19 protein-coding genes are annotated in these 22,453 nt (G+C 72.5%); 3 read left to right on the forward strand and 16 right to left on the reverse strand.

Annotated elements, in window-relative coordinates:
* Positions 1-59 precede the first annotated feature (59 nt).
* From GA0070611_RS19515 to GA0070611_RS31955, 7 genes are all read right to left on the reverse strand, one after another.
* Positions 60-1,181, reverse strand: coding sequence for a branched-chain amino acid ABC transporter permease (locus GA0070611_RS19515; protein WP_091666366.1), 1,122 nt, complete (start codon positions 1,179-1,181; stop codon positions 60-62).
* The gene (locus GA0070611_RS19520; protein WP_091666368.1) at positions 1,178-2,068 is read right to left on the reverse strand and encodes a branched-chain amino acid ABC transporter permease; all 891 of its coding nucleotides are present in this window, start codon (positions 2,066-2,068) and stop codon (positions 1,178-1,180) included. Before GA0070611_RS19520 ends, GA0070611_RS19515 begins: the two co-directional genes overlap by 4 nt.
* On the reverse strand, positions 2,065-2,850 hold the full coding sequence (locus GA0070611_RS19525; protein WP_091666370.1) for an ABC transporter ATP-binding protein: 786 nt from the start codon (positions 2,848-2,850) through the stop codon (positions 2,065-2,067). The genes GA0070611_RS19520 and GA0070611_RS19525 overlap by 4 nt, the downstream gene beginning before the upstream one ends.
* A complete protein-coding gene (locus GA0070611_RS19530; RefSeq protein ID WP_091666372.1) occupies positions 2,850-3,593 on the reverse strand; it encodes an ABC transporter ATP-binding protein in 744 nt (247 codons plus the stop codon). The genes GA0070611_RS19525 and GA0070611_RS19530 overlap by 1 nt, the downstream gene beginning before the upstream one ends.
* Before the next feature lie 3 nt (positions 3,594-3,596).
* Positions 3,597-4,799, reverse strand: coding sequence for a substrate-binding domain-containing protein (locus GA0070611_RS19535; RefSeq protein WP_091666375.1), 1,203 nt, complete (start codon positions 4,797-4,799; stop codon positions 3,597-3,599).
* Positions 4,800-4,973: 174 nt separating this feature from the next.
* On the reverse strand, positions 4,974-5,228 hold the full coding sequence (locus GA0070611_RS19540) for a hypothetical protein (RefSeq protein ID WP_091666377.1): 255 nt from the start codon (positions 5,226-5,228) through the stop codon (positions 4,974-4,976).
* Positions 5,225-5,527, reverse strand: a complete 303-nt coding sequence (locus GA0070611_RS31955; RefSeq protein WP_091666379.1) for a DivIVA domain-containing protein — start codon at positions 5,525-5,527, stop codon at positions 5,225-5,227. Before GA0070611_RS31955 ends, GA0070611_RS19540 begins: the two co-directional genes overlap by 4 nt.
* Before the next feature lie 280 nt (positions 5,528-5,807).
* Here GA0070611_RS31955 and GA0070611_RS19550 point away from each other — a divergent pair, with 280 nt between their 5' ends.
* Positions 5,808-6,035 (forward strand): GntR family transcriptional regulator, encoded by a 228-nt coding sequence (locus GA0070611_RS19550; RefSeq protein WP_091666381.1) that lies wholly within the window; start codon positions 5,808-5,810, stop codon positions 6,033-6,035.
* A 122-nt stretch (positions 6,036-6,157) separates the two neighbouring features.
* Here GA0070611_RS19550 and GA0070611_RS19555 read toward each other — a convergent pair whose 3' ends face one another.
* On the reverse strand, positions 6,158-9,562 hold the full coding sequence (locus tag GA0070611_RS19555; protein WP_091666383.1) for a VWA domain-containing protein: 3,405 nt from the start codon (positions 9,560-9,562) through the stop codon (positions 6,158-6,160).
* A gap of 206 nt (positions 9,563-9,768) precedes the next feature.
* Positions 9,769-10,884: a glycerophosphodiester phosphodiesterase gene (locus tag GA0070611_RS19560; RefSeq protein WP_091673145.1), complete on the reverse strand. Its 1,116-nt coding sequence runs from the start codon at positions 10,882-10,884 to the stop codon at positions 9,769-9,771.
* 108 nt (positions 10,885-10,992) lie between these two features.
* Between GA0070611_RS19560 and GA0070611_RS19565 the strand changes: the two genes are divergently transcribed.
* Positions 10,993-12,327: a TrkH family potassium uptake protein gene (locus tag GA0070611_RS19565; protein WP_091666386.1), complete on the forward strand. Its 1,335-nt coding sequence runs from the start codon at positions 10,993-10,995 to the stop codon at positions 12,325-12,327.
* Positions 12,328-12,352: 25 nt separating this feature from the next.
* Positions 12,353-12,985, forward strand: a complete 633-nt coding sequence (locus tag GA0070611_RS19570; protein ID WP_407940445.1) for a potassium channel family protein — start codon at positions 12,353-12,355, stop codon at positions 12,983-12,985.
* A gap of 78 nt (positions 12,986-13,063) precedes the next feature.
* On the opposite strand, the gene GA0070611_RS19575 is transcribed toward GA0070611_RS19570, so the two are convergent.
* The 7 genes from GA0070611_RS19575 to GA0070611_RS19605 all read right to left on the reverse strand — a co-directional run bounded on the left by GA0070611_RS19575 (position 13,064) and on the right by GA0070611_RS19605 (position 22,161).
* Positions 13,064-14,683, reverse strand: a complete 1,620-nt coding sequence (locus tag GA0070611_RS19575) for a serine/threonine-protein kinase (protein WP_091666392.1) — start codon at positions 14,681-14,683, stop codon at positions 13,064-13,066.
* A gap of 71 nt (positions 14,684-14,754) precedes the next feature.
* Positions 14,755-16,308: a fused MFS/spermidine synthase gene (locus GA0070611_RS19580; protein WP_091666394.1), complete on the reverse strand. Its 1,554-nt coding sequence runs from the start codon at positions 16,306-16,308 to the stop codon at positions 14,755-14,757.
* A gap of 35 nt (positions 16,309-16,343) precedes the next feature.
* Positions 16,344-17,384, reverse strand: a complete 1,041-nt coding sequence (locus GA0070611_RS19585; protein ID WP_091666396.1) for a coiled-coil domain-containing protein — start codon at positions 17,382-17,384, stop codon at positions 16,344-16,346.
* A gap of 572 nt (positions 17,385-17,956) precedes the next feature.
* Positions 17,957-18,766: an inositol monophosphatase family protein gene (locus GA0070611_RS19590; RefSeq protein WP_091666399.1), complete on the reverse strand. Its 810-nt coding sequence runs from the start codon at positions 18,764-18,766 to the stop codon at positions 17,957-17,959.
* Positions 18,759-19,211 carry a response regulator gene (locus tag GA0070611_RS19595; RefSeq protein WP_091666401.1) on the reverse strand — a complete coding sequence of 151 codons (453 nt, stop codon included), beginning with the start codon at positions 19,209-19,211 and terminating at the stop codon, positions 18,759-18,761. Before GA0070611_RS19595 ends, GA0070611_RS19590 begins: the two co-directional genes overlap by 8 nt.
* A complete protein-coding gene (locus GA0070611_RS19600) occupies positions 19,208-20,974 on the reverse strand; it encodes a sensor histidine kinase (protein ID WP_091666403.1) in 1,767 nt (588 codons plus the stop codon). The genes GA0070611_RS19595 and GA0070611_RS19600 overlap by 4 nt, the downstream gene beginning before the upstream one ends.
* Positions 20,971-22,161 (reverse strand): PP2C family protein-serine/threonine phosphatase, encoded by a 1,191-nt coding sequence (locus tag GA0070611_RS19605; protein ID WP_197675746.1) that lies wholly within the window; start codon positions 22,159-22,161, stop codon positions 20,971-20,973. Before GA0070611_RS19605 ends, GA0070611_RS19600 begins: the two co-directional genes overlap by 4 nt.
* Positions 22,162-22,453 lie beyond the last annotated feature (292 nt).

Consider the following 22,453-nt stretch of genomic DNA (forward strand, 5'->3'; position numbering starts at 1 on the left):
GCCGCCCGTACCTCGGCGTGTCGTGCCGCTAACTTCATGATCGACCCGGCGGGGGCAGGTCAGGGGCGGGGACGGGGGCGGTGGGGGAGGGAGCGCAGGAGGGGTGCCAGGCGGGTGCGGAGGCTGGCCAGGCCGCCGGGGAAGAAGTAGACGGCCAGGATGAAGACCGTGCCCAGAACGAACAGCGGCTGGCTCAGGGGGTGGCTGAGGAACGCCGGGAGGCCGTTCACCGCGTCGCTGGTGCCGAAGGCGGTGAGCCGGTGGTCCAGGTACATGTAGAGGATGCCGCCGAGCACCGGGCCCCAGCGGGTACCCGGACCACCCAGCACCACCATGACCAGCAGCGACAGGGTCAGCTCGCTGCTCGTCACGTGCGGGCTCGCCCCGCCCACGATCAGGCAGTAGACCACCCCGCCGGCGCTCGCCAGGCCGCCGGCCAGGGTGAACGCGACCAGCTTGAACCGGTACGGGTCCAGCCCCAGCACCCCGATCCGCCGCTCGTCGTCGCGCAGCCCGGCCAGCACCCGCCCGGTCGGCGAGCCGCTCACCCGGTGCACCACGAAGACCACCAGCGCCAGGTACGCCAGCGCCAGCCAGTACAGGTTCACCGTGTTCGCGACGCCCACCAGGGCCGGCGGCAGCCCGGACACGTCCAGCGGCAGCCCCTCCTCGCCGCCGGTGAGCCCACCGAAGTTCCGGGCCACCAGGATCGCCCCGACCTGGGCGAAGGCGAGCGTCACCATGGCGAAGGCGATGCCCACCGTACGCAGCGCCACCGCGCCGAGCAGACCGGCCAGGATCGTGCCGCCGGCGACGGTGAGCAGGGCCGCCTGCCACAGCGCCAGCCCGCCCTTGGTGACCAGCACGTCGGTGCCGTACACGCCGGCGGCGAAGTAGAGGGCGTGCCCGAAGGAGAGCATCCCGGTGCGGCCGAAGAGCAGGTCGTAGCCGGCCGCCAGCCCGCCGAAGACCAGGCAGATGGCGAGCAGTTGCAGGGTGCCCGGGGAGTTCAGCGGCCCGTCGAAGACGCCCGGCAGGTCGACCGTCGAGTACGGCACGATCGCCGCCACCACCAGCGCGACCACAGGCAGGTAGGGGCGCAGCCCGGACCACCGGGCGGGCCGGGGCGCGAGTTCGTCGGGGACCCGCGCCGGGGGCGCGTCGACCATCGAGTCGGTCATGCGTGAGCCACCTTTCCGGCCAGGCCCTGCGGACGCAGCAGCAGCACCACCGCGAGCAGCCCGACCACGCAGATGTCGCCCAGGCCGGAGGTGCCGTAGTAGTTGACGAACTGTTGCAGCAGCCCCACCGCGACCGCCGCGTACGCGGACCCGACCACCGAGCCCATCCCGCCGATCACCACCACGATGAACGCGAAGATCAGCAGTGAGCCGCCCTGCCCGGGCGAGACGGTGCCGAAGTAGACGCCACCGAGCGCGCCGGCCAGCGCGGCGGCCGCCCCGCCGATGGCGAAGACCAGGGTGAACGCCTTGCGCACGTCGATGCCGAGCGCGGTCACCATCTCCCGGTTCTCCACCCCGGCCCGGATCACCAGGCCATAGCGGGTGAACCGGAGGAAGGCGAGCAGCCCGACCAGCACCAGCACCGCCGCCACGACCAGCAGCAGCCCGGCATTGGGCACGTTCGCGCCGAGGATCGTGGTCACCTGGCGGGTCCACGCCGGCCGGGGGAAGGGCCGCGCGTCGGCACCCCAGGTGGCCTGGAGCAGCGCCACCCCGGCCAGCGACAGGCCGACGGTGACCAGCACCTGCTCGATGGTGCGGGAGTAGAGCGGGCGGATCAGCACCAGCTCCACCAGCACCGCGACCAGCGCCCCGGCGAGCACCCCGAACGCGACGGCCAGCACGAACCCGGGCCCGTCGGGCCCCGCGCCGGGCAGGTTGCCCGAGGCCCACCAGGTGGCGTACGCCCCGACGCCGAGGAAGAGCCCGTGCGCGAAGTTGAGCACGTCGGCCAGGCCGAAGACCAGGGAGAGGCCGGACGCGACCAGGAAGTAGAGCGCCGCCAGGCCCAGCCCGGTCAGCGTCAACAGGATCACCGTGCTCACGCCGAGCCACCCTTCGTTCGCGACTGCGGGGCTCGCGGAACCGGCTCACTCCTCGCGCTCACCGGCACCTCCGACCCGACGCCCAGCAGCGACTTGGTCAGCGCGGTCTCCAGCAGCAGGTCCTGCGCGTCGCCGGTCCAGGCCACCCGGCCGGCGGAGAGCACCACCGCGTCCCGGGCCAGCCGCCGCACCACGGCCAGGTTCTGCTCGACCAGCAGCACCGGCACGGACTCGGCCACCCGTTCCAGCACCTCGGCCACCTCGGTCACCACCTTCGGCGCCAACCCCTTGGTCGGCTCGTCCACCAGCAGCAGCCGGTTGTCGTTGAGCAGCACCCGGCCGATCGCGAGCATCTGCTGCTGCCCGCCGGAGAGCGAGCCGGCCCGTTGCCGTCCGCGCCGGTCCAGCTCCGGGAAGAGCGCGAAGACCTTGTCGTACGCCGGCGTGCCGCCCCGCCGTTCGGCGAGCCGCAGGTTCTCCGCCACGGTGAGCCCGGCGAACACGCAGCGGTCCTCCGGCACGTAGCCGAGCCCGCCGCGGACCAGCCGGTGGGTGGGGCGGGCCAGCAGGCTCTGCGCACCCATCCGCACGGTGCCGCGCACCTCGCCGTTGCGGGGCGTGAGGCCGACGATCGCGCGCAGCGTGGTGGTCTTGCCGACCCCGTTGCGCCCGAGCAGCACGGTCACCCCGGTCGGCGCGACCTCGAACGACACCCCCTGCAGGATGTGCAGCCCGGCGATCCGCACCGACAGGTTCTCGACGCTGAGGACAGGTTCGCTCATCAGAGGGACTCCCCCAGGTACGCCTCCTGGACGGTGGCGTTGGCCATCACCGTGTCCGGGGTGTCGCAGGCCAGCAGCGCGCCGTGGTGCATCACGGCGATCCGGTCGGCCAGTTCCAGGATCACGTCCATGTGGTGCTCCACCATCAGCACCGACCGGCCGCTGTCGCCGGTCAACGACTTGATCACGCTGACCAGCTCGGGCACGTCCTCGGCGCTCACCCCGGCCATCGGCTCGTCGAGCAGCATCACCCGGGGCTCACCGGCGAGCAGCAGGGCGATCTCCAGCTTCCGCTTCTCGCCGTGGGCCAGGGTGCCGGCGAGTGCCGTACCCCGGTGGTGCAGCCCGACCCGGTCGAGCGCCGCGTCGGCGGCGGCGGCCACCTCCCGGTCGGCCGCCGCCCGCCGCCACAGCTTCATCGAGCCACCCCGGTGCGCCTGTACGGCCAGCCGGACGTTCTCCCGCACCGTCAACGAGCCGAAGACCGAGGACGCCTGGAAGGTGCGGCCCAGGCCGAGGCGGGCCCGCTGGTGCGGGGGCAGGGCGGTGACGTCCCGGCCGTCCAGCAGGATCCGCCCGTCGGTGGGCCGACGCAGGCCGGTGATCAGGTTGAACAGCGAGGTCTTGCCGGCGCCGTTGGGCCCGATCACGCCGAGGAACTCCCCGGGCGCCAGGTCGAGGTAGACGGAGTCGACGATGGCGACCTCACCGATCCGCCAGGTCAGACCGCGGGTGGCGAGCACGGTTCAGCCCTTCATCTGGGTGACCGGCGGCGCGGTCTCGTCAGCGGTCAGGGTCTTCTGCGCGGCGGCCGTGTACGTGCTGCCGCTGCCGGAGAGCTTCGCCTGGTACATCGGCTGGAGCAGCGCGTGGTCCTCGGCGCGGATCTTCATGGTGCCCTTGATCCCCTCGAACTCCCAGCCCTCCAGCGCCTTGACCATCTTGTCCACGTCGTCGCCGCCCTCCTGCGCGGCGCGCACCACCATCTGGGCGGCGGCGAAGCCGTCCGGGTGGAACAGGTCGAGGGTGCCGCCCGGGATCTTCGCCTTGGCGGCCTTGGCGGCCTCGGTGTCGCTGGCCCCGTCGAAGTAGTGCGACAGGAACGAGATCTTGCTGCCGGCCGCGCCGAAGGTCGGCCAGGTGGCGCGGATGTCCAGGCCGGTGACGACCGTGGTGGAGGAGAGCACGCCCTGCTGGTCGAGGGTCTGCCACATGGCCGGGCCGGTGGTGCCGGCCCAGGCGACGAAGAGCAGGTCGGGCTTGGCGGCCTTGATCTGGCTGGCGAACGGGGTGAACTCGGTCGCGCTGGCCGGGGCCCGGACGCTGCTCACGGTCGCGCCGGCGGTGCCGATCACGTTCTTCACGGCGGCCTCGTTGGCGTCGCCGAACGCGCCGTCCTGGGCGAAGACGACCACCTTCTTGCCCTTGGCGTCGCCGATGAAGGACTTCGCGGTCACCACGTCCTGGTACGACTGCCGGCCGGAGCGGAAGGTGTACTTGTTCGCCCCGGTGACCGCGTCGGTGGCGGCCGGCCCGGAGATGAAGAGGACCTTGTTCTGGGCGGCGATCGGGGCCACCTGGAGGGCCACGCCCGAGGAGGTGGACCCGGCGATGATCTTCGTACCCTTGCCGATCAGGTCCTTGGCGGCGGAGACCGCCTTGGCCGGGTCGCCCGCGTCGTCGACCTCGGTCAGCTCGATCGTGCGGTCGCCCACCTTGCCGGTGCCCTTGGTGGCGTAGTCGAGGCCGGCCTTGAAGCCCTCGATGTACTGCTTGCCGTAGCTGGCCAGCGGCCCGGACTGGGAATAGACCAGGCCGACCTTGACCGGTGCGGCGTCGCCGCCGCCGGAGGCGGTGTCCTGCGGGCTGCCGCAGGCGGTGGCGGCGAGCGCGGCCGCCATCATCGTGGCGGCGGAAAGGAACGCCCGTCGCGTGTGCCGGATCGTCATGGCGACTCCAGAGGACAGGGGGATACGTCAGTTGTCGGCTCACGCTAGAAGTGACGTCACCCACGGGCTATGTGGCCGAAACACACAAGTAACCGCGTTGTCATGGCCTGTGCCGCACCCGAGAGGCGAGGAAGGGCCCCTTGTCGACGCCTGCGGTATGGCAAGGGCCCCTTCTCAACCACCGGAGTGTGGGCCGCAGCCGCCCGGGTGGTCGGCGGGGAGCGGGCAGCGCCGGCCGCCGTCGAGCAACCGGTCGCACCAGACCCAGTGGCGTACGCACTGCGCGTCCTCGGCCGAAACGGTGGTACCTGCCCGGTCCACGTCGTCGAGGAGACCGAGCGCCCGGCAGACGACCCGGGCGAAGCGCCGGGCCCCGTCGAGATCGGCGGCGAGCACCGGCAGGTGCACCACGAAGCGTTCGCGGCTCACCGCCGCGCCCCCGGCGCGAAGCGGGACTGCCAGCTCTTCAACGCCCGCTTGATCCGGATGTTCTCCTCCGTGGCGTACGCCAGCTCCCGCCGGGCCAGGGCGAGGTCACCGGCCACCCGGTGCAGGAAGGCGTGCACCTCGGCCGGATCGAGGCCCCGTCGCACGGTGCGGAAGTGCCGCCCCCGTACCTGCCCCACGCTGAGCGGTCGGCAGGCTTCCGAGCGGTACCACCCGCTGTTCGGCGGTCTCGTCGGGGCGGTCCGCCCGGGTCGGCGGAACAGGTCGAGCACGTTGCGCACGGGTCGCCTCCTGGTGAGAGTCGGAAGGCGGCCCGCCCGCGGAGAGGGGGCGCGGCCGGGCCGCCGGCCCCGCGACCGCAGCCCTGCTCGGCGGTACGGCCCCGGAGCCCACTGAGGTCCGCACTCCGTCAGTTTGCCGAACCAACCGGAGCCGGACGGAGACAGGCTACACAAAATGCTTGTGTAGGTCGACCCCAGGCGATCGCGTCGCGACAGCTTGTTGCAGTTACTGGTGTAGGGCCGGCATGATCGGGGAGCCGAACCAACCGGAGCCCTCACCATGCCCACAGCCGAAGCCCCATACCGTCAGATCGCCAACGAGCTCACCGCGAAGATCAGGAGCGGTGAGCTCCGGCCCGGCGACAAGCTGCCCTCGACCCGCGAACTGGCCGAGGCCTACGGCGTCCACATGAACACCGCCTCGCGAGCCCTGTCCCTGCTGCACGACCGCGAACTGATCACCGGTCAGCCTGGACGCGGCACCTACGTGGCCGACCGGGAGCAGTAGCCCCGCACTCCCATTCGAGCTGATCGGGACCGCAACCGGGTACGACGACGGCCCGGCGGGGCGGGTCGACGTGGCGTGCCGCGCCGCGCCGACCCGGTCCCACCGGGCCGCTCATCGAGCCGTCAGAGGGTCAGTGACCTCCTCCGTCGCCAGGTGACCAGCAGCAGCACCGCACCGGCGGCCACCGCCAGCAGACCGCCACCGACGATCCCGGTCAGCTTGAGACCGGTGACCGGCAGCTTGCCGTGGTGCCACGGCGGGTGCGGCGGCGGGCCGGGCTTCTTCGCCGCCCGGTTGGTGAAGGTGCAGGTGATGTCCTGGCCCCGCTGCGGGGTGACCACCCCGTTCACCACCGGCACCGACTGCTCGCTGCCGGTCAGCACGCAGCTGGGCGGGCCGACCTGCTCGTAGCCCTGCGGGCCGCCGGACTCGCTGAGCCGGTAACCCACGCCGACCTGGACCCGGACGTCGGTGACCGCCGGGCTGCCGGTGCGGCCGCTGATCGGGGTCGCGCCGTTGACCGGGGCCGCGGTGAGCAGCCAGTCGGTGGGCTTGGCCTGACCTCCGCCGCCGCCCCAGTCACCGGAGCCGCCGCCGTCACTGCCGCCCCAGCCACCGTCGCCGCCGCCCCAGCCGTCCTTACCGCCGTCCACCAGCTTCTTGACCAGGGTCAGGTACGCCCCACCCGGGTCGAGCTGGCCGTTGCGCCAGGTGCAGGTGTAGCTGCGGTCGGCCACCGGGGTGAGCACGTTGCCCGGCGTCGGGACCACGTCACCGGTGTCGTTGTAGACGCAGCGCACCTCGCCGATCTGCTCGTACCCGGCGGGGCCACCACTCTCCGCGAGGGTGTAGCCCACCCCGGCCACCGCCGCCGCGTCGGTGACCGCGGCCTCGCCGCTCCGGCCGCTGATCACGGCCGCGCTGGAGCCCGGCGGCGGGGTCGCGCTGAGCAGCCAGTCCGTCGGCTTCGCGGTGCCGCCGAACTTGTTCTCCACCTGCTTGACCAGGGTGAGCTTGGCGGTACCGGGCGGCGGCTGGAGCTGCCGGTTGGTGAAGGTGCAGGTGATGTCCTGCGCGAACGACGCGGTCAGCACGTTGTCCGGGGTCGGCACCACCGTCTCGGTGCCGGTCAGCACGCACCGGACCGCCCCCACCTGCTCGTAGCCCTGCGGGCCACCGCTCTCGGCGAGGTCGTACGGCGTGTTCGGGTAGAGCTGCGCGCCGGTGACGGCGGGCTCCCCGCTGCGCCCGGTGATGGTCGGGATCTGCACCTGCGAGCGCGGCGTGGCCGACAGCACCCAGTCCTGCGGGGTGGCGGTGCCGCCGTACGGGTTCTCCACCTGCTTGACCAGGGTCAGCTTCGCCGCCTGGGCGACGTTGGTGGCGGTGCAGATCGCGGTCTGGCCGATCTGGACGGCCACCGTGCCGTCGGCGCCGGTGGGCCCGGGGCCCTTGGGGGGCCCGTCCGGCTGGGCCAGCAGGCAGTTCCAGCTACCGGTGGCCGGCGGCACGATCACCGCGCCCTGCTCGACCGTCTGGGCGAACCCGGGGACGTTGCTCTCGCCCAGCGAGTACACGAGGTCCGGGGTCACAGTGTCTTGCACCCCGGTGGTCCCGCTGATCACCGGCGTCGGCGACCCCGGCGGGTACGCGTTGAGCGTCCACGCGGTGGGCGGCGGCGTGGTGCCGCCGTACGGGTTGTCGACCGCCTTGACCAGCTGGAGCCGGGTGACGCAGGTGACCGTGTTGGTGATCTGGAAGGTGTTCAGCCCGGCGTCGAGGGTCTGCTGACCCAGGTCGCCGCTGGCGGTGTTGGTGCAGCCCGGCGGCAGCAGCGTGGTGTTGATCTGCTCGTCGACCACGATCGTCTGACCGGCCTGGTAGTCGTGGTACTCCACGCCCCAGGCGGGCTGGTCGATGCCGGGCAGGAGCAGCGCCGCCTGGAACTCCGGCGCCTGGTCCGGGTCCTGGAACGTCTGCCCGTTGATCACCCAGGTCTTGTTCACCACGACGCTGGCCACCGGGTCGGCGGCCTGGTTGAGGATCACGCAGCTGACGATGCCGTTGGCCAGGGCGTCGACGGTGAAGGCGGTGCCGGTGCCGTTGGTGACCGTGGCCGGGTTGCCGTTCGCGGTGCAGGTGGCGTTCTGCCCGCCCTGCTGCACCGGGGTGAACCCGGCCTGGACGGTCTCGTCCAGGGTGACCGGTCGGCTCGTCTCGCCACCCAGGTCGACGGCGAAGTTCACCGCGCCGGTCGAGGTGTCGGTCACTCCGCTGGGCGGCGTGACGCCGCTGGTGGTGGTCGAGATGGTCCAGCCACCGGCGGGTAGCGCGTCGGCGGGCGTGCCGCCCGGTGGGATGACCTTCTTGACCACGCTGATGGTGCCGGCGCAGTTCTCCAGGGCCAGTCGCCGGAACAGCGCCTCCAGCTCGGCGAAGCCGGTCTGGTAGTAGTCGTCGTTGGCGACCGGGCCGGAGATGGCGATCAGGTTGTCCGGGGCGCCGCTGACGCCCGCGCCGACGCCCACCGCGATGATCTTCGTGCCCCGGGCCTTGAGCGCGTTGGCGGAGAAGACACCCTGCTCCACCTCCTGGAAGCGGGTGAAGCCGCCGGGCCCCTGGGCGGGCGGCGGACCGTACACCGTGGGGTTGCCGTCGGTCAGCACGATCGCCGCGTCGTAGTCGAAGGGCGCGGCGGCCACCTGCCAGATGCCCTGGTCCCAGTTGGTGTTGCCACCAGCGGTGAGGCTGTTGATCGCCGCCTTCACGCTGTCCGCGCCGGCCTGGTCGGAGACCGGGGTCGGGTTGAGCACCGCGGTGGCGTTGGTGGCGAAGGTGTAGAGCGCGATCTCCGACGGCGTGCCGGTGAGCGCGTCCACGAACCCGTTCGCCGCGTTCTTCACCGTCTGCAGCGACGAGCTGATCGAGCCGGACACGTCGATCACCAGCGCGATGTGCAGCCCGCACGCGCCGGGCAGCGGCGGGTTGTCCCGCTCGTCGGCCCACTGCGGGCCGCGCGCCGTCCGGTTGGTGTTGCCGGTGGTCGGCACCGGGAAGGTGTACGTCTGGTTGTTGGCCACCGCGCCGGTGAAGACCTGGTTGTACGGCGTGGACTGGAACGGCGCGCTGCCCCCGTTGCCGGTGACCAGGCTGGGGATGATCCGCCAGCCGGTCGGCGCGCTCTGCTCGATGATCCAGTAACCCTGGTTGGTGCCGGTCCGGCCGGGCACGTCCACGCTGCACGAGCCGGTGGCGTCCGTGGTGCAGGTCGCGTCCGGCGCGGGCAGCGGGCTCGGCGGGGCACCACTGGTGCCCGCGTAGAAGGCGAAGGTGGCCCCGGCGAGCGGGCCGACGGTCTGCTCGCCGGTACGGTCCCCGCCCTTGTTGACGATCAGCGTGGCCGTCGTCGGACTGGCCGCCGCGGCCGGCTGTGGCGCCACGACGGCCGGCGCGAGGCCGGCGACCAGCGCCAGCGCGGCGGCGGCACTGAACCGCCGACGCGCTCGTTGGCTAGACAAGATGGACATTCACAAACCCCCGTACGCCGTCCGGGACGACGTGACCCCTGACCTGCTCCTTGTCCGCAGGTATGCGGAGTCAGTATTGGGGCATTTGTCCGTTCCTGTGAGTCGTTTGCCGAGAGAGAGGATCTTTCAGCTACCGATGCCCGGCGTCGGAGGTGCGGCTGTCGGCGTGGCAGCCGACAGCCGCACCCACCGTCGGCCCGGACCGGTCAGCGGCCGGCCCGGGCCGCCACCGCGGTGTCCGGCTGGTCGGCGAAGACGCCGTCCAGACCGAGGCCGAGGAACAGCTCGTACTCGGCCGTGATGTCACCCCGGGCGTTCGGATCGGTGCCGATCCGGAAGTCGACCGGCAGGAACTGGTTCTCCGCGCGGAACGTCCAGGCGTGCACCAGCAGCTTCTCCCGGTGCGCGTCGGCGATCACCGAGGTCGGCGTACGCAGCTTGCCGGCCGCGTCCCGGGGCACGATCAGGTTCTTGTTCAGGCCCACCCCGTCGGCGTACCCGGCCACCCAGCGCAGGCCGGCGGCGGAGGCCAGGTCGGCGTAGGTACGCCGGTCACCGGCGGCGACGAAGTCGTAGGGCGCGCCGGTCGCGTCCACCAGCTGGATCAGCCGCACGTCGATCATCTTGTCGAGCTTGCGCAGGTTGGCCGTCTCGAAGCTCTGCACGAAGACCGGGTCGCCCCGGTGCGTCAGCCGGTTGGCCCGCAGCACCGCCACCAGCGGCTCCTCCAGCGCCAGCCCGATCGAGGCGAAGTAGCTGGGGTGCTTGGTCTCCGGGTAGACGCCGATGCTCCGACCCCGGGCCGCCGACTCGGCGCGGGCCAGGTCCAGCACCTCCTGGAAGGTCGGGATCTCGAACCTGCCGTCGAACGCGGTGTTCGTCACCCGCACCTGGGGCAGCCGCTCCTCGGCCCGCAGCGTCTTCAGCTCGGCCAGGGTGAAGTCCTCGGTGAACCAGCCGGTCACCGCCACCCCGTCGATGGTCTTCGTGGCCCGGCGACCGGCGAACTCCGGGTGCGCGGCCACGTCGGTGGTGCCGGAGATCTCGTTCTCGTGCCGGGCCACCAGCACGCCGTCCTTCGTCGAGACCAGGTCCGGCTCGATGAAGTCGGCGCCCTGCCGGATCGCCAACCGGTAGGACTCCAGGGTGTGCTCGGGGCGGTAGCCACTCGCGCCGCGGTGGCCGATCACGATCGGCCGGTGCGCCGCGGGCCTGCGCTCGGCGCCGGCCTCCGGGTCGGCCGAGGCCGCCACGGCCGGCACCACCACGGCCGCCGCGAGCAGGGCGCCGGCCACGCCGAGGGCGGAAAGGGTACGTCGCAACACCGTCTCCTGTCGTCGATGGGTACGCCCCCAGCAGACCGGGTCGGGTTGGCCGGCAGTTGGTCGGTTCCTGACCTGCCGGTGAATCTCCGGACGGAAGATGACCTGGTGCGCCGACCACTCCGTCACCCCGTCCGGCTGGTGCCGTTGGGGTTCCTGGCGGTGATCCTGCTCGGCACCGGTCTGCTGATGCTGCCCTGGGCCACCAGCGAGCAGCGCTACACCCCGTTCGTCACGGCGCTCTTCACCTCCACCTCGGCCGTCTCGGTCACCGGCATGGCGATCAACGACACCCCGAACTACTGGAACGGCTTCGGGCTGACGATGATCACCGTGCTGACCCAGGTCGGTGGCCTCGGCATCCTGACCGGCGCGGCGCTGGTGATCCTGGCGGTCTCCCGCCAGCTCGGCCTGCGCAACCGGCTGCTGGTACAGGCGGAGACCGCCGAGTACGGCGTCGGCGACGTGCGCTGGCTGCTGGTGCGGATCGCCGCCACGGTCTTCGCCACCGAGGCCCTGATGGCCGCCGTGATCACCGGGCGGCTCTGGCTGGACTACGACTACCCGTTCCCCCGGGCGCTCGGCAACGCCGTCTTCCACGCCATCCAGGCGTTCAACAACGGCGGCTTCACGCTCTACTCGGACGGCCTGGTCGCCTTCTCCCGGGACCCCTGGGTGGCGCTGCCGCTGGGGCTCGGCGCGATCATCGGCGGCCTCGGCTTCCCCGCGCTCTTCGAGGCGTTCCGGGAACGGCGGCGGCCGGGCCGCTGGGCGGTCGCCACCAAGCTGACCATCTGGGGCAGTCTCGCGCTGATCGGGCTCGGCTTCGGCTACCTGCTGGTCGCCGAGTGGACCAACCCGTACACGATCGGCACCTACGATCCGGCGGGCAAGGTGCTGGCCTCGTTCACCCAGATCGCGCTGAGCCGTACCGGCGGCTTCGACGTGATCAACGTGGACAAGCTGACCCCGGAGAGCTATCCGCTGCTGATCGTGCTGATGTTCATCGGCGGGGGCAGCGCCAGCACCGCCGGCGGCATCAAGGTCTCCACCTTCTTCCTGCTCGGCTTCGCCATCTGGGCCGAGCTGCGGGGCGAGCCGGACACCACCGTCGGGCAACGTCGGGTGGCCGCCGCCAGCCAGCGCCAGGCGCTGACCGTGGCGCTGCTCAGCGTGGCCGTGGTGGTGGCCGGCACGGTGGCCGTCATCGTCCTCACCGACGGGGTGCGCTTCTACGCCGCGCTCTTCGAGGTGACCTCGGCCTTCAGCACCACCGGCCTCTCCGTCGGGCTCACCCCCGCGCTGCCCGAGTCCGGCCAGTACCTGCTGACCGCGCTCATGTACGTCGGCCGGATCGGGCCGCTCACCCTCGGCTCGGCGATCGCGTTGAACACCCGACGACGCTTGTACCGCTACCCGGAGGAGCAACCCATTGTCGGCTAGGCACACGGACGAGAACGGGGTCGTGGTGATCGGCCTGGGGCGGTTCGGCTACCACCTGGCCGGTTCGCTGGTGCAGCTCGGCCACGAGGTGCTGGCCCTGGACCGCAACGCGGAGCGGGTGCAGCGCTGGTCGGGGGCGCTCGACCGGGTGGTCCAGGCGGACTCCACCGAGGAGGCCGCGCTCCGCCAGCTCGGGGTGGCCGACTTCCCACGGGTGGTGGTGGCGATCGGGGCGTCGGTGGAGGCGAGTGTGCTCACCGTGCTGGCCCTGACCGAACTGGGCGTCCCGCAGATCTGGGCCCGGGCCACCTCGGAGAAGCACGCCAAGATCCTCAGCTCGGTCGGCGCGCACCACGTGATCTTTCCCGAGGCGGAGACCGGCGAACGGGTCGCGCACCTGATCGTCAGCAAGATGCTGGACTTCATCGAGTTCGGCGACGAGTTCGCCATCGCCAAGGTGCGCGTACCGGCGTCGATGGTGGGGCGGCCGCTGCGCGAACTGGCCCCGACGGAGCGGTACGGCGTGATGGTGGTCGGCGCGAAACTGCCCGGCGAACGGTTCCGCTACGCCGGCCCGGAGACCGTGCTGCGCCCGGACAGCGTACTGATCGTCGAGGGCAGCATCGGTCAGGTGCAGCGCTTCGCCGCGATCAGCTGACGCGTCACTTGCCCTTGCCCTTGCCCTTGCCCTTGGTCTTGGTCTTGGTCTTGCCGTGCTCACCCCCCTTCGGCTGTTTCACTTCCCTTTTCCCTTGTGGTCGTCCTTCCCGCCCTTGGGCTTCTCGGCCTTCGGGGGTCTGGGCTTGCTGACTGTGCCGCCGCCGGAGCCGCTGCGCGCGGTGCCGGTCGTCTTCGTCGGCGGCTTGACCGCCGGCTTGACCGGGACCACGGTGGGCGTGGAGCCCGCCACCCCGGAAACCTGGACGCCGCAGGCGCTCTCGCCGATCTTGAACTCCACCGGCAACGGGTTGCTCCCGGTGTAGCGGCCGGTCAGCGCGACCTTCGTCGACTTGCCCGGCGCCAGCACCGGGGCGCCGGCCGGGGCCGGCACCTGCACCGTGCTCCCCTGCTGGCGGACCGCCGGCTGGGCCTTGGTCACCGTCTGCTTGCCGGGGAAGGTGAAGCTCATGGTCCAGGAGCGCAGCTCCCGGTCCGCGGTGTTGGTCAGGGTCAGGTCGGCGGCGAACTCCTTGCCGGTGTCGCGCCGTAGCACGTAGTCGACCGCGCACGGGGCCGGCTCGGGCAGACCCATCCGCGCCTCGGTCGGCTCGACCCCTCCGCTGGCCGAGCTCTTCGAGGTCAGGCCCCACATCGTCGCGGTGACCGCGACCAGGCCCACGGCGGCCACCCCGGCCTCCACCCGGCGCCGCCGCGCGGCCGCCCGGCGGGTTCGGGTCCGGATCGCCGAGAACGGCAGCGCGTCGGTCGCCGCGGACCAGGGGAGGATCGTGGTGCCCGCGTTCTCCAGCAGCGCCGGGTCGAACTGGCCGAGCGCCGGCGAGACCGGCACGATGGCCGCGATCCCCGCCGCCTCGGCGAGCGTCCGGGCCACCTCGGCGGTCGCCGGCCGGTCCTCGGGGCGCTTGGCCAGGCAGCGCCGGACCAGCTCCTCGACCCCCTCGGGGAGCCCGACGACCGGCGGCATCGGCTCCGGGTCGTTGTACATGTGCGCCCGCAGCATCTGGGTGGTGGTGCTGGCCTCCCAGGGCAGCCGGCCGGTGAGCATCCGGTACAGCAGCAGGCCGACCGCGTACACGTCGGTGGCCGGGGAGACCTGCCCGTTGTCCAGCCGCTCCGGGGCCAGGTAGGCGGGCGTGCCGAGCAGCGCCCCGTCGGGGCCCTTCTCGCTCTCCCCCACCAGCGCCGAGATGCCGAAGTCGACGACCTTCACCCCGGTCGAGGTGAGCATGACGTTGCCCGGGGTCACGTCCCGGTGCACCACGCCCCGGGCGTGCGCGGTGGCCAGCGCGGAGGCCACCTCCGCGCCTATCGTCACCGCCTCCCGCCAGGGCAGCTGCCCGCCGCGGCCGAGCCGGCTGCTCAGCGGGCCGCCGTCGACCAGCTCCATCACGACGTACGGCACGGTCAGCCCGACCTGCTCGGACTCGCCGTAGTCGTACACGTTGGTGATGTTGGGGTGGCAGAGCCGCGCGGCGGCCTGCGCCTCTACCCGGATCCGGTGCCGGAACGCCTTGTCGCTGGCCAGCCGGGAGGCGAGCACCTTCACCGCCACCTGCCGGCCGAGCACCTCGTCGTAGCCGCGCCAGACCACCGACATGCCGCCCGCACCGAGCTGCTCGATCAGCCGGTACCGCTCACCCAGCAGCTGCGCGCCACTTCTGACCGCTCCACCCATGGTGGGTCCTGTTGCCCGGAGAGGCCCCGCGTACACCTGTTGGGTCGGAATCGGTCAGAAAAGTCATCCGATCAGGCGGTGGCGAGCAGTTGGTCCACCGGGGCGTGGTCGTCGGTCAACACCAGCGCGTCGCCGACGTACCGGGTGAACTCGTCGCCGTAGAGCAGGCCGGCCTCCTCGGGAAGCCCGCGCAGCCCGGCGAGGATCCCGGTCAGCGGCAGCGGCGTGTCGGAGGCGACGATCAGGAAGTTCGCGCCGTACTTCCCGGCGATCGCGCCGGGCGGGGCGATCGCCGCGACGTGCCGGAACTCGGTGGCGACGGTGGCCAGCTCGGACCGGATGAACCGGTCCGGCGGCAGGTCGATGACGTTCTGCACGTAGATCCCGCCGGGCCGCAGCACCCGCCGGACCTCGGCGACCATCTCCCGGGTGGCCAGGTGCCAGGGCACCACCAGGTGCCCGAAGGCGTCGCCGACGATCAGGTCCCGACTGTCGGTGGGCTCCGCGTCGAGCAGCACCCGGGCGTCCCCGACCCGGGCCCGCAGCTGCGGACCGGTCCGTACGCCCAGCTCCCGCCGGTCCAGGTCGACCAGCCCGCCGTCCAGCTCGAAGACGAGGTTGTCGGAGCCGGGCCGGGTCGCCGCGAGGTAGCGGGGCACGGTGAAGCCGCCCCCGCCCAGGTGCAGGGCGTCCAGCCGCTGGCCCTTCGGCGCGGCCAGGTCGGCGACCAGCCCGATCCACTGGACGTACGCGTACTTCAGGTGGGTCGGGTCGGCCAGGTCGACGTACGAGTGCTGGGCCGAGTTCAGGTAGAGGTAACGCCCCTGGTCCCACTGCGGGTCCACCTCGACCCGCGCGCAGTGGTAGGCCGTCTCCACGTCGCACGGGTTCGGGGCGACCGCGGACAGGCCCGCCCCGGCGAGTCCCAGCACCGCCAGCGCGGCCCGGATCCGGCCGGGACCGGGCAGCTCGGCACCCGCCCGCCGGCGCAGGTACGCGCCGAGCGCCAACCCGGTGACCCCGAGCACCGCCGCCAGCCCGAGCACGATCGCCGTGCTGGAGAGCGCCGCCACCAGCACGAAGCCGGTGACCAGGGTGGCGGTGATGCCACCGAGGGTGCCGATGCCGGAGAGCCGCCCCACCACCTGCCCGGTCCGGCGCAGGTCGGCGAGCTGGAGCTTGACCACCAGCGGGGTGATCCCGGCGAGCAGCCCGGCCGGCACCAGCACCGCGATGGCGGTGAGCACCAGCACGCCGCCGGCCGCGCCGCCGCGCAGCATCTCACCGGCGTACCGGACCACGGGCAGGGTCAGCGCGGTGGCGATGCCGGCCAGCACCAGGGCCGGGGCGAGCATCGTGCGCGGGTCCCGCCGGTCCGCGAGCCACCCGCCCAGCCACGCCCCGTACGCGATGGCGGCCAGCGCCATGCCGATCACCGAGCTGGTCACCTGGAGGGTCACCCCGACGTACGGGCCGACCAGGCGGAGCGAGACGGTCTCCAGGACCAGCACCGCCCCGCTGGAGAGGAAGACCAGGAACGCGGCGAGCCCGCTGGGCAGGGCCCTGGGCGGGGCCGGCGCGGCAGGCGCGGACTCCACCACGACGTCGGAGGATGTGCTGCTCACCGTCGCGATGCTACGCAGCGTTCCGGGTCGAGGGGTCAGTACATGGAAATATGAACATGGTTTGTGTGGTCGGCGGCCGGGCTGCCGCCCCCGCTGTACGCGCGCCAGCCGGTGTTCGGCATCCAGATCTGCCGGTACCAGATCACGTACATGATGCCGAGGCGGCTCGCGTTGTTCTTGGCCCATGCGGCCAGGCTGTCGCCGTACGCCTTGTCCCCGCCGGTGGCCGAGACGTCCTCGAAGCCGCCCGAGGCGGCGGCGAAGTCGCAGGCCCTACCCTTCGGGTGCTCCCCGTCGCCGCCGCTGCGGTGGCAGGAGACGTAGCGCTTGTAGCCGGCCGCCTGGGCCTGCTGGAGCATGTGCAGCGTACGCGGCGTGATGCAGCCGTCGGCCGGCGTCGGATCGTTCACCGAGCAGGACTCCGACGGCCAGGAACCGTCGGAGTTGCGCGGGGCCGGCTTGGCCGACGAGGAGCCACCGCTGAACCCGGAGCCCGCGCCGGAACTCACCTTGGCCAGGGCGACCTCGGCGTCCCGCTTCTTCTTCGCCAGGATGAGGAGCTGCTTCTGCTGCTCGCGTACCTCGGTGTCGATGGCCACCTTGGCCCGGGTCGCCTCGTCCCGGGCGACCGCGAGGTCGTGCAGCCGCTTGCTGTCCCGCTGGGCCATGGTGTCCAGCTCGGCGGCGCGCTTGAGGAAGTCGTTCGGGTCGGCGCTGGCCAGCAGCATCGACACCGGGGTCAGCCGACCCACCCGGTACGACCGGGCGGCCACCTCACCCACCTGCCCGGTCAGCTCGACCAGCCGTACCCCGAGCTGCTTGTACTCCACGGCGAGCGCGGCCTGCCGGCGCTTGGAGTTGTCCAGCTTCGCCTTGGCCTCGATGTGGCCCTTCGCCGCCGCCTCGAGCGCGGCCCGCAGCTGCTTGGTGCCGCCCTCGTCGGGCGCGCTCGGGTTGGGCGCCGCGGCCGCCGGACCGGCCGGGGCGAGACCCGCGCCGAGCAGCAGCGCGGTCGCGGCGAGCAGGGCGAGCAACGGCCGGCGGACGCGCCGCCGGATGAGCCTGGTCCTGGGCACGAAAGCGTCCTTCCATCGACCGCCGGCCCCCCGGGTGACACACAGCGCGGCGGCGGCTCCGCGGGCCCCGGTCGGCGGCCTGCTGGCGGAGACCGCCGGTCACGATACCGGACCCGGCGCGCCACGCCAGGCCCCCGACCAGCGCCGGCGACCGATATCGACGCAGCGTGTCGGCGCCATGACGATGCCGTGATGGGCTGTGCTGGTGCTGGTGCCGTGCTGGTGCCCGTGCGCCCGGGCCGGGTTCCCGCCGCGGACCAGGCGGGTGGCGGACCACGCACCTGGCGCCTACGAACTTGATGTCACAAACGGATCACCCGCGACGGCCTGCGGTGATTCACCGACGCCATCAAGTTTGTAGCGGGGACGACGCCCTCACCGGCCGCGCGGCCGAGCGGCCGAACCACGCCGGCCCGCCGAACAGTGCCGGCCCGCCCGCGCAGGCCGCCGAACGACGCCGGCCCGGCCAGGAGCCCGGGCCGACGACGCGAGGCCCGGGCAGTCGGCCGGGCCGACGACGCGAGGCCGGGCAGTCGGCCGGCGGAGGGCGGGAACATCCCTGCGCAGGCGGTTCAGTCGTCGAGCAGGGCCGCGCGGACCTCGTCCCAGATCTCCTCGCTGGCCGCGACGAGCAGCCCCCGACCGTCGTCGGCCGGGTGGTAGTCGGTGCCGTCGAAGCGCCGGGCCACTCCGCCCGCCTCGCGTACCAGCAGGGTGCCGGGGGCATGGTCCCAGGGCAGGGTGCGCCAGAAGAGGACGAAGTGCTGGGTGCCGGTGAGCAGGTCCAGGTATTCCCGGCCGGCGCAGTGCTGGCCGGGCAGCAGCTCGCCGATCCGGGCCCCACCCGCCTCGGCGCTGCGCCGGGCGTCGGGCGGCAGGAAGCGGGTCATCGCGGTGCCGCGCAGGGCCCCCACCTCGGGCGTGGACGCGGCCGTGCGTACCGGTGTGCCGTCCAGCCGGGTGCCCGCCCCGGCGCGACAGCTGGCCAGCGTCCCGTCCAGCGGGTCGTAGACCCAGGAAGCGACGGGTACGCCGTCCCGCTGGAGCGCCACCATCAGGGCGAACGGGCGGCGTCCGGCGGCGAAGTTGGAGGTGCCGTCGATCGGGTCGACCAGCCAGACGTCGCCCGCGCCGCGCAGGTGCTCCAGCAGGGTCGGGTCCTCGGCGACGGCCTCCTCGCCGACCACCACCGACCCGGGGAGCAGCTCCCGCAGCCGGGCGGAGATGACCTCCTCGGCCCGACGGTCGGCCACCGTCACCAGCTCACCGGGGGCCTTCTCCGCGATGTCGCTGTCGTCGAGCCGCCGGAACATCGGCACCACGACGTCCGCCGCGGTCTCCCGCAGCAGCGTGCCGACGTCCGCCAGCAGCCGGTCAGCCACGCGGCGGCAGCTTGACCACGCTGACGAAGAACTCGTCGATCTGGCGGACCACCGAGATGAAGCGCTCGAAGTCCACCGGCTTGGTCACGTAGGCGTTGGCGTGCAGCTGGTAGCTGCGCAGGATGTCCTCGTCGGCCTGGGAGGTGGTGAGCACCACCACCGGGATCCGGCAGAGCTGCTCGTCCTGCTTGATCTCCTCCAGCACCTCCCGGCCGTCCCGGCGGGGCAGGTTCAGGTCGAGCAGGATCAGGTCGGGCACGACGGCGTCCGCGTACTGGCCCTCGCGGCGCAGGTAGGCCAGCGCCTCCGCGCCGTCGGACACGACCGTGAGGCGGTTGCGGAGCTTGTGCTCCTCGAACGCCTCCTGGGTCATCAGCACGTCGCCCGGGTCGTCCTCGACCAAGAGCACCTCGATCGGACTCTTGCCATCTGCCGGCGCGGTCATCCCACCGTCTCCTTCATGCCACCCGTTGTACCGTGTCCGGCCGTCCCGTCGGGCGTCTCTCCCGGTACCGCGCCGTCCGCCGGCCGGTCGGCGGGCGTCGCCGCAACGGTCTCACCCTGGTCGTGCCCGGTCTCCGCCGGCTCCCCGGTCGGCTCGGCGCCCTCCGTCGCCGCCCCGGCCTCGTCGGCCTCCCGCGCGGCGCGGGCGGCCTCCAGGTCCTCGGGCAGCGCGGGAAGGGTGAACCGGATCGCGGTGCCCTCCCGGCTGTCGGTGTCCACCCAGACCCGGCCGCCGTGGTACTCGACGATCTTCTTGACGATGGCCAGGCCGATGCCGGTGCCCGGGTACGCGTCCTTGGAGTGCAGCCGCTGGAAGATGACGAAGATCTTGTCGGCGAACTCCGGCTCGATCCCGATGCCGTTGTCCTGACAGGTGATCTCCCACTCGTCGTCGACCAGCCGGGCCGACACGTGCACCTTGGGCGGCACGTCCGGACGGCGGAACTTGATCGAGTTGCTGACCAGGTTGGCGAGCAGGTTGGTGAGCAGCGGCTCCTCGCCCCGGATCGTCGGCAGCTCGCCCCAGCTCAGCTCGGCGTCGGTGTACTGGCGGGCGGCGTCCGTCTGACCCGCCACGTCGCCCATCACCTTGTTCAGGTCGACCTCGGTGAAGCCGGTGGTGAGCCGGCCGATCCGGGAGAACGCGAGCAGGTCGTTGATCAGGCGCTGCATCCGCTGCGCGCCGTCGACCGCGAACGCGATGTACTGGTCGGCCCGCTCGTCCAGCTGGCCCGCGTAGCGCCGCTGGAGCAGCTGGCAGAAGCTGGCCACCTTGCGCAGCGGCTCCTGGAGGTCGTGCGAGGCGACGTACGCGAACTGCTCCAGGTCACGGTTGGAGCGGGTCAGCTCCTCGGCCTGCTTCGACAGCTGGCTGTTGACCCACTCGATCCGCTCCCGGGCCTCGCGTACCTCGTCCAGCTCGCGGGCGATCTTCTGCCGCATCACGTCGATGTCGTCGGCGAGGCGGCGGAACTCCGGCGGCCCGGACCCCTCGATGTGGTGCTGGTAGTCGCCGGCCGCGACCTCGCGTACCTGCCGGACCAGGCCGGCCACCGGCGCGATCAGGATCCGGTCGACCGAGAGCAGGGCCACCACGCCGGCCACCGCCACCACCAGCGCGGCGATGATCAGCAGCGCGACCAGCATGTTGCTGGTCGAGTTGACCTTGTTGGCGGTCTGCTGCCGGACCACCAGTATCTCGCCCTGGAGGTCGTTCACCGCCGACCGGATGCCGTCGAACTGCTGCCGGGTCTGGTCGGTGATCAGCGCCTGGCCGGCGGCCGGGCCGCTCCGCTCGGTCGTGCTGATCACCGGCTCGGCGACGCTGTCCCGCCACTGCTGGGCCCGCTGCTCGACGACCTCCAGCTCCCGCAGCACGGCCGGGTAGCCGGCGGCCAGCTTGCGGATCGTGGCGGCGGTGTTGCGCTCCCGGTCCAGGCCGGTCTGGTAGGGGGCCAGGTCCTTGCGGTCGGCGTTCACCGCGTACCCGCGGACCGCCGTCTCCTGGTCGAGCAGGGCGCTCATCAGCTCCTGCCCCTGCACCCGCAGCGGGCCGGTCTTCAACAGCACCGAGTCGATGTTCTGCCGGTTCTTCGCGGCGAGAACGGCCTCCGCCGCGGCGAGCCCGAGCAGCAGCACCAGCACCACGCCGAGCAGCGCGAGCACCCGGCGACGCAGGGTCCACCCCTGCTGGTACGCCTTCACCGGCCACCACCCCGGCTCACCAGCAGCATGGCCACGTCGTCGGCGAGCGGGCCGCCGTTGATCTGCTCGGCCCGGCCGACCAGCCAGGCGGGCAGCTCGGCCAGGGGCACCGCCCGGTTGGCCGGGTCGGCGAGCAGGTCGGTGAGCCCGGCGACGTCCAGCCGCTCGTCGCCGCCGTCCACCCGACCCTCGATCAGGCCGTCGGTGTACATCAGCAGGGACCAGTCATCAGCGTCGAACTCCAGATCGAAGGCAACAGGCCGGCGGGGTCGTACGCCGAGCAGCAGACCGCCCTTGGCCGGCACCGGGACGACCCGGCCCCGGCTGAGCAGCAGTGGCGGGGGGTGCCCGGCGAGCCGTACGGTGGCCCGGTTGGCGGCCAGGTCCAGTCGGGCGGTGGCGACGGTGGCGAAGATCTCCTGGAGCCGGCGCTCGCTCATCAGCACCTGCTCCAGGGCGGGCAGCACCTCGTCGTCGGGCACGCGGGCGAGGATCAGCGCCCGCCAGGCGACCCGCAGCTCGACGCCGAGCGCGGCCTCGTCGACGCCGTGCCCGCAGACGTCGCCGACGATCAGGTCGATCCGGTCCGGCCGGGTCTGCACCACGTCGTAGAAGTCGCCGCCGATCAGGGCGGCGTGCCGGCCGGGCCGGTAGAAGGTGTGCACCGACACCTGGTCGGTGGTCATCAGCGGCTGCGGCAGCAGGCCCCGCTCCAGGCGGGCCGACTCGGCCTGGCGCAGCTCCACCTCGCGCAGCCGGCGGGCGTTCTCGTCGGCCCGCTTGCGCTCCACCGCGTAGCGCAGCGCCCGGGCCAGCAGGACCCCGTCGACCTGCCCCTTGACCAGGTAGTCCTGGGCGCCCTCGGCGACCGCCACGATGCCCAGGTGCTCATCGGAGCGGCCGGTGAGCACGCAGACGGCGGCACCGCTGGACATCTCCAGCACCTGACGCAGGCCGTCCAGCCCCTGCGCGTCGGGCAGCCCCAGGTCGAGCAGGACGCAGTCCACGCCCATCACCCGCTGCCGGGCCTCGCTGAGGCTGGTGGCGACCAGCAGGTCGATCATGGCGTTGGTCTCGGCGAGCAGCTCGCCGACCAGGAAGGCGTCGCCCTCGTCGTCCTCGACCAGCAGGACCCGTAGCCGCTCGCCGGGCGGGACGTGGTGTCCCAGGGCGACCTGCGGCACCACGGAGGAACCGGACAGACCGGTTCCCCGATGCGGCCGGGCCACCGCCGCGAGACGCGGGAGTTCGCTGGTGATGTCGGGCTCCTTCCGAGTGCCCTGCTGATCCTGTATCAGACCACGGTCGCACACAACACGACCGGAGCCGATGCGGGCACGACGTATCGACCCACCCCTTCGGGAAGCGGCCGGGCAGTCGCCCGATGTTACGCCGCGCCGGGGAACAGGCACGGAACGCACCGGGACGGCGGGGCGTACCGCCCCGGGGCGCGACGGTGCAGGATGAGGCCCACCCCCG

The sequence above is a fragment of the Micromonospora auratinigra genome (genome assembly GCF_900089595.1).
Taxonomy (GTDB): domain Bacteria; phylum Actinomycetota; class Actinomycetes; order Mycobacteriales; family Micromonosporaceae; genus Micromonospora; species Micromonospora auratinigra.